This is a genomic window from Novosphingobium colocasiae (assembly GCF_014652555.1).
GTDB lineage: Bacteria > Pseudomonadota > Alphaproteobacteria > Sphingomonadales > Sphingomonadaceae > Novosphingobium > Novosphingobium colocasiae.
Genome location: NZ_BMZA01000004.1, coordinates 219,924 through 235,126 on the forward strand (window position 1 = coordinate 219,924; position 15,203 = coordinate 235,126).

Annotated in this window: 15 protein-coding genes; 5 read left to right on the forward strand and 10 right to left on the reverse strand. The window is 63.5% G+C overall.

Annotated elements, in window-relative coordinates; all coding sequences use genetic code 11:
- Positions 1–27: 27 nt before the first annotated feature.
- The 8 genes from IE122_RS08770 to IE122_RS08800 all read right to left on the reverse strand — a co-directional run bounded on the left by IE122_RS08770 (position 28) and on the right by IE122_RS08800 (position 5,196).
- The gene (locus IE122_RS08770; protein ID WP_189620770.1) at positions 28–510 is read right to left on the reverse strand and encodes a phage virion morphogenesis protein; all 483 of its coding nucleotides are present in this window, start codon (positions 508–510) and stop codon (positions 28–30) included.
- Positions 510–989 (reverse strand): phage tail protein, encoded by a 480-nt coding sequence (locus IE122_RS08775; protein WP_189620771.1) that lies wholly within the window; start codon positions 987–989, stop codon positions 510–512. The genes IE122_RS08770 and IE122_RS08775 overlap by 1 nt, the downstream gene beginning before the upstream one ends.
- Positions 990–992: 3 nt before the next feature.
- Positions 993–1,205, reverse strand: a complete 213-nt coding sequence (locus IE122_RS08780) for a tail protein X (protein WP_189620772.1) — start codon at positions 1,203–1,205, stop codon at positions 993–995.
- Complete coding sequence (locus tag IE122_RS18550; protein ID WP_373299124.1) at positions 1,202–1,693, reverse strand: XF1762 family protein; 492 nt, start codon at positions 1,691–1,693, stop codon at positions 1,202–1,204. Before IE122_RS18550 ends, IE122_RS08780 begins: the two co-directional genes overlap by 4 nt.
- Positions 1,693–2,184, reverse strand: a complete 492-nt coding sequence (locus IE122_RS08785; protein ID WP_189620773.1) for a head completion/stabilization protein — start codon at positions 2,182–2,184, stop codon at positions 1,693–1,695. Before IE122_RS08785 ends, IE122_RS18550 begins: the two co-directional genes overlap by 1 nt.
- A 112-nt stretch (positions 2,185–2,296) precedes the next feature.
- Entirely contained in the window at positions 2,297–3,061 is a 765-nt protein-coding gene (gene gpM / locus IE122_RS08790) for a phage terminase small subunit (protein WP_189620774.1), read from the reverse strand.
- Between the two features lie 112 nt (positions 3,062–3,173).
- Positions 3,174–4,307, reverse strand: coding sequence for a phage major capsid protein, P2 family (locus tag IE122_RS08795; protein WP_189620775.1), 1,134 nt, complete (start codon positions 4,305–4,307; stop codon positions 3,174–3,176).
- A gap of 52 nt (positions 4,308–4,359) precedes the next feature.
- Complete coding sequence (locus IE122_RS08800; protein WP_189620776.1) at positions 4,360–5,196, reverse strand: GPO family capsid scaffolding protein; 837 nt, start codon at positions 5,194–5,196, stop codon at positions 4,360–4,362.
- A gap of 158 nt (positions 5,197–5,354) precedes the next feature.
- Between IE122_RS08800 and IE122_RS08805 the strand changes: the two genes are divergently transcribed.
- The 3 genes from IE122_RS08805 (at position 5,355) to IE122_RS08815 (ending at position 9,374) form a co-directional block, all read left to right on the forward strand.
- Entirely contained in the window at positions 5,355–7,313 is a 1,959-nt protein-coding gene (locus tag IE122_RS08805; RefSeq protein WP_189620804.1) for a terminase large subunit domain-containing protein, read from the forward strand.
- Positions 7,314–7,323: 10 nt separating this feature from the next.
- Positions 7,324–8,415, forward strand: coding sequence for a phage portal protein (locus tag IE122_RS08810; protein WP_189620777.1), 1,092 nt, complete (start codon positions 7,324–7,326; stop codon positions 8,413–8,415).
- Positions 8,416–8,561: 146 nt separating this feature from the next.
- Positions 8,562–9,374, forward strand: coding sequence for a DNA adenine methylase (locus IE122_RS08815; RefSeq protein WP_189620778.1), 813 nt, complete (start codon positions 8,562–8,564; stop codon positions 9,372–9,374).
- Here IE122_RS08815 and IE122_RS18355 read toward each other — a convergent pair.
- Positions 9,364–10,380, reverse strand: coding sequence for an SOS response-associated peptidase (locus IE122_RS18355; RefSeq protein WP_229813926.1), 1,017 nt, complete (start codon positions 10,378–10,380; stop codon positions 9,364–9,366). The genes IE122_RS08815 and IE122_RS18355 overlap by 11 nt on opposite strands.
- Positions 10,381–11,235: 855 nt before the next feature.
- Here IE122_RS18355 and IE122_RS08825 point away from each other — a divergent pair.
- Positions 11,236–12,462: a tyrosine-type recombinase/integrase gene (locus IE122_RS08825; protein WP_189620779.1), complete on the forward strand. Its 1,227-nt coding sequence runs from the start codon at positions 11,236–11,238 to the stop codon at positions 12,460–12,462.
- Positions 12,463–12,619: 157 nt separating this feature from the next.
- Here the strand turns inward: IE122_RS08825 and IE122_RS08830 are convergent, their stop codons facing one another.
- Positions 12,620–13,057, reverse strand: a complete 438-nt coding sequence (locus tag IE122_RS08830; RefSeq protein WP_189620806.1) for a hypothetical protein — start codon at positions 13,055–13,057, stop codon at positions 12,620–12,622.
- Positions 13,058–13,081: 24 nt separating this feature from the next.
- Between IE122_RS08830 and IE122_RS08835 the strand changes: the two genes are divergently transcribed.
- The coding region (locus IE122_RS08835) for an Eco57I restriction-modification methylase domain-containing protein (protein WP_229813928.1) at positions 13,082–15,203 on the forward strand (2,122 nt) is incomplete at its 3' end.

Below are 15,203 nucleotides of genomic sequence, written 5' to 3' on the forward strand. Positions count from 1 at the left end.
GACGCGCGGCGTTACCCGGCAGGGCTGCTATCGCGTGTCGGGATCGAACAGGCTGGCGGCCACTTCGAGCGCCAGTGTGTCGTCTTCCGGGCCGAAGCCGAGGATGCGGCGCATGGCATAGCGGGCCCGGATCGGCGTGCCGTTGCGCAGATAGCCGACGGTGGAAATCTCGCCGAACTGGCTGACCGAGCCGACCCGATCGACCGCGCCGGTGGCGGGGCGGATTTCGACGCCGTCCTGATCGGCGTCGATCTTCCAGTTGCGGGCGCGGCGCAGGCCCTTGAACATCTTGCCGCCGGCGCGGGCGCGCAGCCTGCCGCGCCGGTCCAGGCGCGGCTTGCGCGGGGCCATAGGCGAGCCATCGGGTTCGACGTTGGCGGCGATGCGTTTCAGGTTGTTGGCGCGCAGGCGCTGCCCCAGCTTCATGGCGGCGCGCTTGCGGGCGGCAGGCTCCATCCCCTGCAGGATGCGGCCGAACCATTCCTCGAACTGCTGCAGATCCTCGGCCATCAATCGTCCCAGGGCGGCGCGTCATCCGCGACGTCGAGCCCGGCGAAGGGCGGCACCGGATCGGCGTCACCCAGGCCCAGCCCGTCATCGAACAGGGGGTCGGGCTCGGCCAGCCAGCTTATCGCGGTGCCGCCGTTGAGCACGGTGGCGTTCTGGGTGAGCGGGATCTGCAGCAGCACATCGGCGCTGCCGTTATCGAGGATCTCCGCGTCAAAGGTCACCCCGGGGCTTTGCGGGGCGAGCAGATCGGGCTGATTGACGCGGCACCAGCGGAACACCGCCAGCATGAGCACGGCGATATCGGTGGTCATTTCCACAACCAGCACGCTGGCCTGGAATTCGAAGCCGAATGCCTCGGTTGCGGTGCCCCGGCACTTGGCAGCACCGCGTTCGATCCACAGGCGCAGCTTGTCCGGGTTCTTTTCCAGTTCCGGCAGGACGGCGGTGACGGCGGCGCGCAGGGAGTTGAGCTTGTCCATCGGTCAATCCCAGAGCTGCACCGTCTCGCGCAGGCTGGGCGCGATTTCGGTGAGTTCGGGGAGGGTCACCACGATCCCGGCGGGGAGGGCGGTGCCGAGCGTGGCGAGCGCGGGGTTGAGCGCCAGCACCTGTTCGGTGACGCCGGCCGTGCGGCCGAGGACGCGCCAGCACAGGGCATCGAGCGTTTCGCCGTCGAAGGTGGTGGCGGTGGTCACGCAGCCACCTCAAAGGCTTGCTTCGACCCTAAGGGATGCTTGTCGTCGCGGGGACGGGACAGCCGCGACCATGATCCAGGCTTAGTGCGGCCAACGAACTCTAACCCAGCGGCGAGTACTGATTTTCCCGCTTCGTCATCGAGTATATAGGTAATAAAACGGCTATAGCCCAACGCGAATGTCGCTCTCTTCGCCGCACCATAAAGAAACGAACAAGCCGGGTGGGCATGCTCCCTTCCGCTGCGATCGACTACTTTTGGGAGATCTGGAATGACGCAAAGTCGGGTGATTTCTAGCGTCCTGCCATCGTCTTGGTAGCGAGATACAGGACGGCCCACGATCGCGACGCCGATGATACGATTATCTTCGACTACCGCTAAGCTAAACTTGTGGCCTTGAGGAGCCCGATGATGGCGGTGATGGAGGTCAACGAACGCCGTTGCATCCCGAAAGGATATTGGGGACAGTTGAAGCCTTCCGCAGGCCATCAAATCAGCTCCACCCGGTTGCGGGGCACGGGATCGCCGCCGATGCTGCGCAGATCGGCGACGGCGGCGAGGGCGCGGCGGCGCAGTTCGTCGCTGGTTTCGTCCTTTTCGACGGCGCGATCGAGGCCGGTGTTCGTGGCCGAGATATCGCGATAGTCGGATGCCAGGTCCGCCCCGGCGAAATAGCGCACGATCCGGCCCCACAGCATCACGGCGTGGTTCTGGCCGTTGACCTGCTGATCGGTCACCTGATCGAGCGACGCCGCGCCGGCGAGGACGCGGGCGGTGCGCCATTCGGCGAGTTCGCGGAAGGCGTGGAGCATCGCGCTTTCGATCGCCTCGGTCAGGCGGGCGGTGGTGACCGTGCCATCGCCCAGGCGCAGGCGGTCGCGGACGGATTCGAGCGTTACCGGCGGGAACCAGCCATCGGCCACGACTGCCGCGTCGGCAGGATCGTTCGGGGCGGCAGGCACGGAAATGAGGCCGGTCATGTCCTGTCCTTACAAAAGTGTAATCGGGGGGTGGGGACGGGTGCGGCGGCGGTGATCGCAAGCGAAGCCGATGCCGTTCCCGTCCGCCCCCCGAGCGCCGTGGGGCGTTCCGTCAGTTGCCGTCGTTCGATTCAGCGGCGGCCATCGCCTTGAGCTGGCGCTCGATGCGGTCGATGTCCTTTTTCACGCCGACGTCTTTCCATAGGGCGATGGCGCGGGCGTAGTGGGTGCCGGCTTCGGTCAGGTAAGCGCCCTTGCCGCCGGCGGGGGCATTTTCGTCTGCCGGGTCGAAGGCTTCGGCTTTGCGATCGTATGCGCGGGCGATAGCCTTGTGCAGCTTGGCGCGGGCCTGATCGGGCATGTCGAAATCGGCGGTGAGCGTGGCGACACGCAGCAACTGTTCGAGCGTGACCTGTTCGGCGCTGGCGAGCGCGATAGTCGCCAGGTCCTCGGCCAGAAAGCATGCCGGGGTGCGCTTGTAGGGTTCGGGCAGGGTCAGCGCGAACTTGAGAACGTGGGCACCGATCTGCAGCGCGAGATCGATATCGCGATAGTCGATCGCCCAGATCATCTGGGTGACAAGGATTTCGTCCTGCGCGGCTTCGCCCGCATCGCCGGCGGCGAGCGCGCCTTCGACCCACGGCACGAAGGCCTTGGCCATCTGCGCCTTCATGGGATTGCGCGTCTCGATCGACTGGACGTCGGCCAGGGTGCGCAGGTTGTCATGCAGCAGGACGCGCAGGGCGGCGTATTCCTGACCGGCGGCGGTGTCGGCTGCGGGCGGCGGCGGCGCGGCTTGCGGGCCGTCGCCTGCCACGGCTTCGCCGGCAAGCTGGGCGAGGACACGCTGGCGATGGCGCAGGGCGGGGCTGAACATGCGGGACCTCTCGGGTTGGAGCCGGGATCTGTACCGTCCCCCGGCCGATGTGGGATCTTCCCTTCGCCGCGCCGTACCGCAGCTCGGGGCCTCGCTACCCTCTCGGGTGGTATTACGGGGCGACCGATCGGGCCGGTGCACCGCCGACCACGATGTTTTCGACCAGCACGCAGAGTTCGTATTCCTCGACCACGTAGGCCTCGTTGACGCTCTCGTAGTTGGCGATCCGCTTGTATTCCGGCTCGTCCTTGAGCTGGCGGCGGCGGGTTTCTTCCTGCCAGTAGATCGAGAGGTTCTTGAGCGTGGTGATGAGGATCGCGTTGCCGGGGAAGAACGGCACGCGCACCGCCGGCAATCCGCCGATCTGCTTGGTCGAGCGCAGGATACGGTCGGTCGCTTCGACTTCGGTGGCAGTCGTGCCAGTGGTCTGGGCGATATTGAAATACTTGTCGTCGACCAGATCGTGGCCGACGATCACGACAAGATCGGTACGCCCGCGCCAGAATTCGGGGATCAGCCGCTTGGCATCGAGCGCCAGGGCATCGAGCGAGCTGTAATCCGCCAGAGCATGGGCCGAACCGCCAACCGCGTTGTAGGCCGCCGCGCCGTCGAAGAGTTCAACGCCATCCTTGACGTAGATCTTCTTGAGGTTGGGGTTGTTGGTGCCGTTGGTGTAGACGGTCAGGTGGCCGTCATTGAACACCTGCGCTGGGGCGTTGGTGCGGATCTTGTAAAGCCACCCGAAGTTGACGTCCTGCAACAGCGGGTTGTCGGTACGATTGGTCTGGGCGGCGGCGGACGTGCCGTACCAACCGACCATGATCCGATCGAGCGCCTGCTGTTCGAGGATCGCGTTGCGGATGAGGATCTCGAAATCGGACTTGTGACGCCAGGCATCGACCATGGCGTAGCCGCGCGCCCAATCGTACTCGGTTTCCTTGCACAGGTAGCGGCGCTTTTCCGCATTGCCGCTGGGATCGGTAGGCTGGCGGCGGGTATTGCCGCTGGTATCGGTGCGGCCGGCGATGGAGCGGGTGGTCTGGATGCCCAGAACCTGCCCTTCCTGCTGAATGACAGGAACCACGTTGATCGCGGCGAGGAATTCGGAATTTTCGACCATCACGCTTTCGAGCTTCTGCTCGATTTCGGGATCGACGTTGAATTGATCGGTGGCGCTGGCGACGCCGTTCAGCGCGGCGATCTGCGACACGTAGGCGTTGAAGAGGGCGCGGGTTTCGTTGCGCATGGGAGTGTTCCTTGTTCGGTGCGGTGGCGGCGGCAGGCAGTGGCGGGGCGGGTCAGCAATCGGTCTTGGCGAAGTTGCCGTTCTGGCCGTTCGCGAGCGGGCGGCGCTTGTAGGTGGGGGCCGGCTCGCTTTCGCGTTCCTGCTTGAAGGCGGCGAGTTGCACCGCCAGGCCATCGACCTCGGTGCGGAATTCGGTGCGCAGCGTGGTGAACTGCTTGTCGATCGTGCCGGTGAGCTGTTCGAGCAGTGGCGTGAGCTGGGCGAAGTCGAGCGCGCCCGGCTTGGCCTCCGGTTCGCTGGACGGCTTTTCCTCGGCCTTGGGCGGTGCGATCTTGGCGGCGAAGCCATCGAGCACCGACTTGAGCGAGGCGAACAGGCCGGTGCCGTCCGCCGGATCGGCGTCAGCGGCGAATTCGATCAGGGCCGAGACGTCGCGCGATAGCTGGATGGTGCCGGGGAGGTGGCGGTTGAAAGCCAGGCGATCGGTGGCGATGGCGGCGGGACTGTCGGTCAGGGCGCAGCCCATCAGGTAGGCGAAGCCCTTGCCGGCGAAGTTGGGTTCGATCTCGATCGAGGGATAGACCTTCTGTCCGGCATCGTTGAGCGCCTTGGCATCGTCGGTCACGTCGAGCACGCCGAACAGGCCGAGGCGCTTTTCGGTCTTGCCGTTGAAGTTGACCTCCACTTCGGCGGTGGAAAGCTCGATCACGTCGCCATAGGAGCGGAAGGGCTTGTCCCCGGAGATGCCCCGGATGTGCTCGATGTTGAGCCGGGCACCGTAGGTCTTGGGATCGTAGCTCGATGCCATTTCCTTCAGCATCTTGTCATCGATCGTGCGGTTATCGACCGTGCTGCCGGCGGTGGCGAGGAGGAAGGGCTTGGTCTTCATGGGATCGGCTCCGGTCGGCGCTGGGTTCTGGGGCGGTAGGCTGATGACGCCTTGAGGCCGCAGCGGCGGCGATCTGGCAATGTCGCGCGCGGGTGACGCGCCGCGTTACACCGGCGAGCCTTGGACATAGGGCCGCCAGCGCGGTGCATGGCATGGCCATGCACCATGCCGCAGCCTCCACCGCCACCGAAACCGACAGCCCGCCCGCGATCAGCCGGCAGGTGGCGCGTGCGCAGCGGCGCGAGGCGCGCAGCCTGTTCTGGCGCGGATGGACGCTGGTGCAGATCGCCGAGGAAATGGGGGTGAAGTACAGCACGCTGGCGAGCTGGAGCCGGCGCGACGGGTGGGAGCTGGCATCGCCGATCGCGGTGATCGACGACCGGATCGAGGTGAAGATCGCCGCGCTGCTGGACAAGGAGCCGTTCACCGAAGGCGACATGAAGCGGGTCGATTTCCTGATGCGCCAGCTCGAAAAATCGGCGCGCATCCGCAAATATGGCGAGACCGGCAAGGAAGGCGATCTCAACGAGCGGATCGCGGCGCGCAACGGCCCGGCGGCCAAGGCGAAGCGGGAGGAAAAGCGCCGGAACTTCCTCACGCTCGACCAATGGCAGGCGCTGCTGGACGATTTCCACGCCAAGAACTTCGCCTATCAGGAATTGTGGTGGGAGCATCGGAACGAGCGCACCCGCAAGCTGCGCAAGAGCCGGCAGGTGGGCGCTACTTGGTATTTCGCCCGCGAAGCCTTGGCCAAGGTGGCAGAGGCGGTGCTGGAAGGCCAAGGCGCGACGGCGCTGGACGAGGACGAGCGGCCCCGCAACCAGATATTCCTTTCGGCCAGCGAGCGCCAGGCGCTGAAATTCCGGCGCGAGATCGTGGGCTGGGTGCGCCGGGTCACCGGCGTCGAGCTCAAGGGCAAGATCATCATGCTCGACTTCGTCGGGCAGTATCCCGACGAAGAAGGGGAGGGTGGCGAGCCGGCGGCGACCGGGCCAGCGCTGGATCCGGTCGGGTTCTATTTTCTTTCGACCAACAGCGCGACCGCGCAGGGCGAAAGCGGCGATTTTTACTTCGATGAATATGCCTGGGTGCCGAATTTTTCGGAGCTGAATGGCGTCGCCAGCGCCATGGCGACGCACAAGATTTACAAGAAGACCTATTTTTCCTCTCCATCGATCAAGACGCACGCCAGCTATGCGTTCTGGAACGGCGAGGACTGGAACAAGGGCCGGGCAAAGGGCGAGCAAAAGCCGTTCGACATCAGCCTGAAAAACCTGCGCGGCGGCGCGCGCATGCCGGACGGTTCGTGGCAGCAGTCGCTGACCATCCACGACGCGGTGGCGGGCGGGCTGGGCAAGCTGGTCGACGTGGACGAGCTGCGCCGCGAATATTCCGAAGAGCGCTTCCGCAATCTGTTCGAATGCGAGGACATCGACGATACCGAAAGCAGCTTCCCCTACGCCCGGATTTCCCCGGCGCGGGTCAACAGCTTCCTCAAGTGGAGCGACTTCCGTCCGGCGCTGATCGATATTCCCGGCGGGCGGCCGTTCGGCGATGCGCCGGTGTGGATCGGGTACGATCCGAACAAGCAGGGCCGCGACGATGCCGCGCTGGTGGTGCTGGCCCCCCCGGAGGATGCGGGCCGAGGCAAGTTCCGCGTGCTGGAAAAGCACCGGCTCAACGGCCTCGACTTCCAGGGGCAGGCCGATTTCATAAAGGCCGTGGCCACCCGTTACAACGTGACCGATATCGCCATCGATACCACTGGGCACGGGCAGGCGGTGTTCGAGCTGGTGAGCCACTGGTTCCCGATGGTGCGCAAGATCGAGTATTCGGTGGCCAGCAAGACTGCGCTGGTGATCAAGGGCCAGAACGTGTTCCGCGCCCAGCGGATCGAGTTCGACGCCGGGTGGAGCGACCTGATGGCGGCGCTGATGGCGATCCGCCCGGCGCTGACCGGGAGCCAGAAGGGCGTCACCTATATCGCGCGGCGCAATGGCGAGGTGGGCCATGCCGACATCGCCTGGGCGCTGCTCAACGCACTTTCCAACGAACCGCTGGATGCCGGGACCGCCCATGAGGGCGCACGCGGCGGCAGGGCGATATTCTTCGACTAGGAGCCGATCGATGACCCAGACAAGCACCAGCGCTCTTCCTGCCACGGTGGAGCAGGTGGAGGCCGACGCGGTTACGCACCCGGGCCAGATCTTCAGCTTTGGCGATCCGGAGAGCGTTCTGGACCGGCGCGAGATCACGCAATACTTCGAGATATGGCACAACAACCGCTGGTACGAACCGCCGCTGCCGATGGGCAAGCTGGCGCAGGCGTTCAACATGGCCCCCTATCACCGCAGCGCGGTGGGCCTGAAGGTCAACATGCTGGTGACGCAACAGGTGCCGAGCCGGTGGCTGGCGGCCGTCGATTTCGAGCGGTTCGCGCTGGATTTCATCCAGATGGGCAACAGCTATCTCGAAGCCGTGCTCAATTTTGCCGGGCGGCTTGCGCGGGCGGAGCATTCGCCCGCCGTGCACACCCGCGCCGGGGTGGAGCCCGGTGTATACTGGTTCGTCAACGGGCCGATCGGCGACACGCACCAGTATGCGGCGGGGCAAGTGTTCCACTTGCAGCAGCCGGACGTGGCGCAGGAAATCTATGGCATGCCGGAATGGCTGGCGGCGTTGCAGTCAGGCCTGTTGAGCGAGAACGCGACGCTGTTCCGGCGGCGCTATTACCTCAACGGCGCGCATGCGGGGTTCATCCTGTATGTCAGTGAGCCGCTGGCAGATAATGAGACGGTTGACGCGATCCAGACCCAGCTTGGGCGATCCAAGGGCGTGGGCAATTTCAAGAACCTGTTCATGTATGTTCCCAACGGGAAAAAGGACGGCGTCCAGCTCATTCCCATCGCCGATGTGACCGCCAAGGACGAGTTTTCAAACATCAAGAACATCAGCCGGGACGACATGCTGGCGGCGCACCGCACGCCGCCGCAACTCATCGGAGTGATTCCGCAGAACAGCAGCGGCTTCGGCAAGGTGAGCGAGGCGCGGGACGATTACTACCTTAACGAAGTGGTGCCGATCGCGACTCGGATGCTGCGGATGAACGACTGGTTCGGCGTGCCGGTCTTATCCTTTGCCGATTACCTGTGCAGCGATGGGGCGGTGATCCGCCAGAGCGGCAACGGCTTCCAGAAGGTGCCCAGCGGCGCGCGCTGAATTTCGCCTGCCTGAAAAGGCGGGGGACCGGGGCGCGCCAACGCCCCAAGCCCGACGAACATCGCTCGTCATGATCCCGACCGGTCCCGCCTCGGAGACCATCCCGCCTGCCGAATCGGCAAGGGAACAATTAGAGAACATGAACGATGGAGTCGAATCCCCTTCCGGCTTTCGAGCCGGTCCATCCCGTCAGGCCGCTGGCACCCTATATCGGTGGCAAGCGCGCCCTCGCAAAGCGCCTCATCGCGCTGATCAACATGATCGAGCATCGCACCTATGCCGAGGTTTTCGTGGGCATGGGCGGCGTGTTCCTGCGCCGTGGCCTGCGGCCCAAGGCCGAGATCATCAACGACTGGTCGGAAGACGTGGCGACGTTTTTTCGGGTGATCCAGCACCACTATCTTGCCTTCCTTGACATGCTGCGGTGGCAGGTGACGAGCCGGGTGGGGTTCGAGAAGCTGCTGCGGCAGGATCCTTCCACGCTGACCGACCTGCAGCGGTCGGCGCGGTTCCTATACCTGCAGCGCCTGGCCTTCGGCGGGACGGTGACGGGGCGCGGGTTCGGCGTGGATCCGCGCACGCCCGCGCGCTTCGATGTGACCAAGCTGGCACCGATGATCGAGGCGGTGCACGAGCGCCTGGCCGGGGTGGTGATCGAGCGGTTGCCCTGGGCGGAATTCATCGCCCGGTATGACCGGCCGGATACGTTGTTCTACCTCGACCCGCCTTATTACGGCAGCGAGAGGGATTACGGCCGCGACATGTTCGATCGTGAGCAGTTCGCGCTGATGGCCGCGCAACTGCGCCACATCAGCGGGCGCTTCATCCTCTCGCTCAACGATCACCCAGAGGTGCGGCGGATATTCGCCGGTTTCGACATGCGGTCGGAACGGCTGACCTACACCGTCGGCGGCGGCGCGAAGGCGACCGCTGCGGGTGAGCTGATCATCACGAACTGATGCCGAGGCCGGCGGGGAGTTCATTGCCGCCGGCCTTCCACAGGACGCTGGTGGGCAACACCTGCATCCTGTCGGCGGGCAGCGGCCGGTCAAAGCGATAGAGATCTTCGAGCGGCGCGTGGAGCCAGGTCGCCCAATCCTGCCGATCGATGATGACGGGGCAGCGATCGTGGATGGCGGCCAGTTCCACTGCATTGTCGGTCATCACGCCGGTGTAGCAGGCACCCCACTCATCGGTCTCGCGCCAAAGGCCGGCCCAGGCGAACAGCGGTTCGTCCTTTACCGATAGCCATGTCGTGGTCATCGCGCCGGCCGGGCCGACCGCCTCGGCGAATGCCGCCGCAGGGATCAGACAGCGATGCTCCGGGTTGGCCGCCCAGCGTTTCCAATAGCTGCCGAGCTTGTCGAAGCGGGCATTGTTCGTCGGCTTGGGTTTGAGGGGCTGGCCTGACTTGCCGCGCAGATAGACGGGGAAGCCCCACGTCATCTGTTCGAGTATCCGCGTGCCCTCTGTTTCCCGGACGACCCAGCCCGGCTCACGCGGGTGAACGATCGGCGGGCCGGCGTTGAATTCCCGCAGCCGGCGGGCCGAGAAATGATGCTCGATGCGTTGGCGATCGCCGGGGGAATAGCGGTTGCACATGGATGGGTTCTGGGGCGTTCCGCTGTCGTGTTCAAGGTCGGGCAGATAGCGGCGCGTCAGGTGCTTGAGCTGGACGGGGTCTAGCGGCTCGATGCCGAGGCGCAGGCTCCAGTTGGTCAGAGCGCCGTGCAGGCCGGTGGTCTGCTCATATCGGGCGATGTGATCGTGCTCTTGCCATGACCATTCCATCGCCAGGTCACGCCAGAACGCGGCGGCCTGCCATTGGTCGGCTACGCCCCGTTCGACCAGCCAGGCCAACGCCAGGCGGTGCCCCCATGTGCGCTGCGGGGCACCGCCCTCCGCCTCGGCAGCGGCGTCGTAGAGGACACGAAGGGCAAGGCGGGTGAGGCGATCGATTCGCATTCGACCGAGGTAGAACAAAAATAGAACATCGAACAGGCCGGGCGGACCGGTGGTTGCCCCCTCGACCCCGCGCGCCGCGCTCGCCCCCACACCTCGCTTTCGGCTTCTTCATCGAGAATTATGCATCTCTGACCGATGTCGCGCAAACTGCGGACGGGTGCATGTCTCGCAGTGGGGTAATATCGGTAATCTCACCTTCGCGGACGGCCAAAAGTGGCGAAATTTCGCCATTCGTGCGGCCTGCCGTCGGAGGTAATATCCAGTAATATTTATTACCTCGATTGCCTATCGCATTGTTTTATATGGGTTTTCGTGATCAATGAAATTACTGTTCGAGGTGGTAATCTCATTACTTTTAAGTGACCAATTTATTACCTAATAACTATATGAAAAACCGACAATATTACCAAAATTACCCATTTGCGAGGCGCATGCCCAATGTCTGCCTTATCGACGTAAAGGGGCGAGCTTCAAGCTATCGTTGCGCAAATGGTCGGATGGGGAGCGCGGCGATCTGCGCTATGCGGTTCTATGCGCGAACGAGGTTAGTGAGGTTCGCCAAATGGATCGGTGTCCCGCAGTCCTGCGTGGGGCTCAAAATTGGGTTCGCCAAACCACAGTTCGGTTCTCAAAAGATAATCCGACACTAGCCCTGTCCACCACCGGCCTTTCCGCGAATGTTCGCCGAAGTCCCTAGAAGTCCCGGAAAACCTAGCGTATTGTCGCCCCAGAGCCGCCTTCGTTCGCTGCCGTTCGCGTGCAACCGGCGTTGAATGTGGGGAAGGTGTGGGGAGAGAATCGCTCTTCCCCACATTCTGATGCTCTTGCGTAGCCTGCGAAAGTGTGGGGAACGAAATGGGCAAACTTTCTGCGGTGGCGGTCAAGGCCGCTCTGGCAAATCCGGGCACTTATCAGGATGGCGACGGCCTGTTCCTGAAGGTCGGGAAAAGCGGCGCGGCTTCGTGGCTGGTGCGGCTCCAGCAAGACGGCAAGCGCCGGGACATCGGATTGGGCAGCGCTAAACTGCTGATACTGGCCGAGGCCCGCGAAAAGGCGGGGCAGTTGCGCAAAGCCATCAAGGTCGAAAAGCGCGACGTTCTGGCAGAGCGCAAGGACGAAGCCTCCGCCAAGGTGACGTTCCGCGAGGCCGCGCGCCAGTATCATGCCGAGAACGAGGCGGGTTGGAAAAGCGCCGTCTATGCCCGCCAGTGGCTCGCCAGTCTGGAAAACTACGCCTTCCCCAAGCTGGGCGAGTTGCCCACCGGGGGAATCGCCGCTGCCGACATTATCACCGTGCTGACCCCGATCTGGCAGGAAATCCCCGAAACCGCACGGCAGGTGCGCAACCGCATTTGCGCCGTGCTGGATTATGCCCATGCCAAGGGCTGGCGTTCACGCGAAGCCCCGTCCGGCAATGGCAGCCTGAAAGCGGGGCGCGGCCTGCCCCGGCAGGTGAAGGCGCGGGAGAACCGCAAGGCTATGCCCTATGTCGCACTGCCCGCATTTTTCATCGCGTTGCGGCGCAAGCCATCGTTCGGGCGGCTGGCGCTGGACCTGCTGATCCTGACCGGCACGCGCTCGCAAGAGGTGCGGCTGGCGACATGGGCCGAATTTGACCTTGAGGCGCGTCTGTGGACGATTCCCGCCGAACACATGAAGCGGGGCAAGGCGCACATGGTCCCGCTGTCAGACGCGGCTCTGGCGGTTCTGGCAAAGGCCGACGCCTTGCGGATGGTGGGTAGCGACGTTGTTTTCCCCGGCGCGACGGGCAAGCCGATGTCGGACATGACCCTGCTGAAGGTGCTGCGCGACATGAGCGAGCCGTATCATGTCCACGGCTTCCGCTCCGCTCTGACCGATTGGGCCGCGAACGAGGGCTTTCCCGATGCCGTGGTGGAAGCCGCGCTGGCACACAAGACGCCCGACGCGGTGCAGGCCGCCTATCGCCGGACGACGTATCTGGGCACGCCGGGCCAGCCGGGCGCGCGGGTCAAGCTGATGGGAGCTTGGGGGCGGTTCTGTGCGGGCGGAGCCGCTGGATCGGGCAATGTCGTGCCGCTGACCGGGAAGAAGGCGGGGTAGCGATACCAGCCTAATGACAGCGAATCACGGCCGGTTTGGATCGGGCTTATCGCGGCCCGATATGGGAAGGGGCAGCGGTGCCGGGTCCCAAGTGCGGGTGAACACGCCGGAGCCATGACCGGACGGCGGCGCAGTTCGGCGCATCGAACGGCCGGTTTCATCGGCGGACCGCGTGGCTGCGGCGGCGCGTTTCGCAGTTTCCTTTCCGTGCAACGTCGCGATTGGCGCGCAGGTGCAGCACGTCTCGTTCGGAGACAAGCAGGGTCGGGGAGTTGTCTCGCAACTGCCGCCATTCCAGCGTGCCGTCTCCCATCCACTTCTTTATCGTGGCCCCGTTCGTTCCGAGTAACGTCGTGGCCGCGCCGATCCGCAGCCAGCGCTGCCCGTCGATCGTGTAATGCGATTTCACCGACATCGGCGTTCCCCGTTTGCGGGTTCCATCCACCATCGACAAGAGCCAAGAAAAGGATGCTTGCTCGTCGCGGCTGAAGGCCGTTAGACCCCGATTGAATGTGAGGGGCAATAGCGCGTGGATATTCAAGGTTACGTCGGTGAAATTCGCGCACTCTACGCCAGTGGCCAGACGACCGAACACAGCTTCCGCCCCGCCTTGGCCAAATTGTTCGGCTCCATCGATCCCGCGTTGACCGTCATCAATGAACCCAAGCACCTAACCGACGTTGGCGCGCCGGACTTCGTGTTCAATCGCGGTGATGTTGCCATCGGCTGGTGTGAGGCCAAGGACATCGGCAAGGACGTGCGGAAATTCGCCGCCACCGATTACAGCAAGGCCCAGAAAGAGCGCTACAAGAAGGGCCTGCCCAACCTGATCTATACCAACGGGCTGGACTTCGAATTTATCCGCGATGGTGAATCTGTCGATTTCATCACCATCGCCGACCTGATCCCGACGCTGCCTGCGCGGGCCGAAAACTTCCCTGTTCTGGAAAACCGGCTGCGCGACTTTGCCCATGTTACTCCGCTGAGCGTCACGTCATCGGCAAGGCTGGCGGCGATGATGGCGGGCAAGGCGGCGATCATAAAGGACATCATGGGCCGCGCGCTGGTCGCCGACATGAAGGGCAAGGAAGCCACCGGCGACGCAACCGACCTGATCGGCCAGTATGAGGCTTTCAAGACCAGCCTGATCCACGACATCACCGTGGAAGAATTTGCCGACATCTACGCCGAAACCATCGCCTATGGCTTGTTCGCCGCACGTCTGCACGATGACACGCCGGACACGTTCACCCGTGCCGAGGCGCTGGACCTGTTGCCCAAGACCAACCCGTTCCTGCGCGAACTGTTTATCTACATCGCCGGTCCTAACCTGGACGAACGCCTGCGCCGCGTGATCGATGAACTGTGCCATGTGTTTTGCGCCACCGACATGGACAAGGTGCTGCGCAATTTCGGCAAGATCACCGCACGGCAAGACCCGTTCCTGCACTTTTACGAGGACTTTCTGGCCGAATATAACCCGGCCAAGCGCAAGGCGCGGGGCGTCTGGTATACGCCCGAACCCGTGGTGAATTTCATCGTGCGCGCGGTGGACGAGATGCTGAAAACCGAATTCGGGCTGGCCGATGGCTTGGCGGATACCAGCAAGGTCACCGTGGATTGGGACACCGGCCAGAACGATCCGAAAACCGGCAAGCCCGCGCATATCAGGAAGGAAGTCCACCGCGTCCAGATTCTCGACCCCGCCACCGGGACCGGCACCTTTCTAGCCGAAGTGGTGAAACTGGTTTCCGACCGGATCAAGGGCGTCGCCCCCGGCCAGCTATCCGCCTATGTCGAGCGTGACCTGATCCCGCGCCTGCACGGGTTCGAGCTGCTGATGGCCAGCTATGCCATGTGCCACATGAAGCTGGACATGATCTTGACCCGGCTGGGCTACAAGCCATCGGCAACGCCGCCGCGTCTTGGCGTTTACCTGACCAACAGCTTGGAGGAAGGCGAACGGGTGGAACAGACCCTTTTCGGCCTGTCTCGCGCCATCGCCGATGAGGCCAAGGCCGCCAGCGACATAAAGCGCCAGAGCCCCATCATGTGCGTGATCGGCAACCCGCCCTATTCAGGAGAAAGCGCCAATAAGGGCGACTGGATCATGGGGCTGATGGAAGCCTACAAGAAGGAACCCGGCGGGGTTCACAAGTTGCAGGAACGCAACCCCAAGTGGATCAACGACGACTATGTGAAATTTATTCGCTTCGCTGAACACATGATCGAGAAAAACGGCGAAGGGGTTCTGGGGTTCATCACCAACCACGGCTATCTGGACAACCCCACTTTTCGCGGGATGCGCTGGCAGTTGATGCAGAGTTTTGATCGCATCTATGTGCTCGATCTGCACGGCAACTCCAAGAAAAAGGAAGTCTGTCCCGACGGTTCGCCCGACAAGAATGTGTTCGACATTAGACAGGGCGTGGCGATCATCGTGGCGGTGAAACATCGGCGGAATGGCAAGGAGGCAAAGCGCTTGGCCGAGGTGCATCACGGCGACCTATGGGGCGACCGCGAAAATAAAGGTCGAGCACTCTGGGCTGGGGCAATGCCTACTTTGGCCGCCACCATCTTGCCCCACAAGGCCCCGTCTTATCCTTTTGTTCCCCGCGACTATGAGGTTGAATCGAAATATTCAAAGGGATTTTCCGTGGCCGGATTGATGTCCGCTAATTCAGTGTCCCAAGTGAGGAGCAAACCCTCCGACTTCAGTCGGATGCTGGCTTCAGCCTTCG

Bases quoted from the DNA above. Each gene is read 5' to 3' on its own strand.
- IE122_RS08770 (WP_189620770.1), bottom strand. From the start codon at position 510: ATGGCCGAGGATCTGCAGCAGTTCGAGGAATGGTTCGGCCGCATCCTG.
- IE122_RS08775 (WP_189620771.1), bottom strand. From the start codon at position 989: ATGGACAAGCTCAACTCCCTGCGCGCCGCCGTCACCGCCGTCCTGCCG.
- IE122_RS18550 (WP_373299124.1), bottom strand. From the start codon at position 1,693: ATGGCCTGCGGAAGGCTTCAACTGTCCCCAATATCCTTTCGGGATGCA.
- IE122_RS08785 (WP_189620773.1), bottom strand. From the start codon at position 2,184: ATGACCGGCCTCATTTCCGTGCCTGCCGCCCCGAACGATCCTGCCGAC.
- gpM (WP_189620774.1), bottom strand. From the start codon at position 3,061: ATGTTCAGCCCCGCCCTGCGCCATCGCCAGCGTGTCCTCGCCCAGCTT.
- IE122_RS08795 (WP_189620775.1), bottom strand. From the start codon at position 4,307: ATGCGCAACGAAACCCGCGCCCTCTTCAACGCCTACGTGTCGCAGATC.
- IE122_RS08800 (WP_189620776.1), bottom strand. From the start codon at position 5,196: ATGAAGACCAAGCCCTTCCTCCTCGCCACCGCCGGCAGCACGGTCGAT.
- IE122_RS08805 (WP_189620804.1), top strand. From the start codon at position 5,355: ATGCACCATGCCGCAGCCTCCACCGCCACCGAAACCGACAGCCCGCCC.
- IE122_RS08810 (WP_189620777.1), top strand. From the start codon at position 7,324: ATGACCCAGACAAGCACCAGCGCTCTTCCTGCCACGGTGGAGCAGGTG.
- IE122_RS08815 (WP_189620778.1), top strand. From the start codon at position 8,562: ATGGAGTCGAATCCCCTTCCGGCTTTCGAGCCGGTCCATCCCGTCAGG.
- IE122_RS18355 (WP_229813926.1), bottom strand. From the start codon at position 10,380: ATGCGAATCGATCGCCTCACCCGCCTTGCCCTTCGTGTCCTCTACGAC.
- IE122_RS08825 (WP_189620779.1), top strand. From the start codon at position 11,236: ATGGGCAAACTTTCTGCGGTGGCGGTCAAGGCCGCTCTGGCAAATCCG.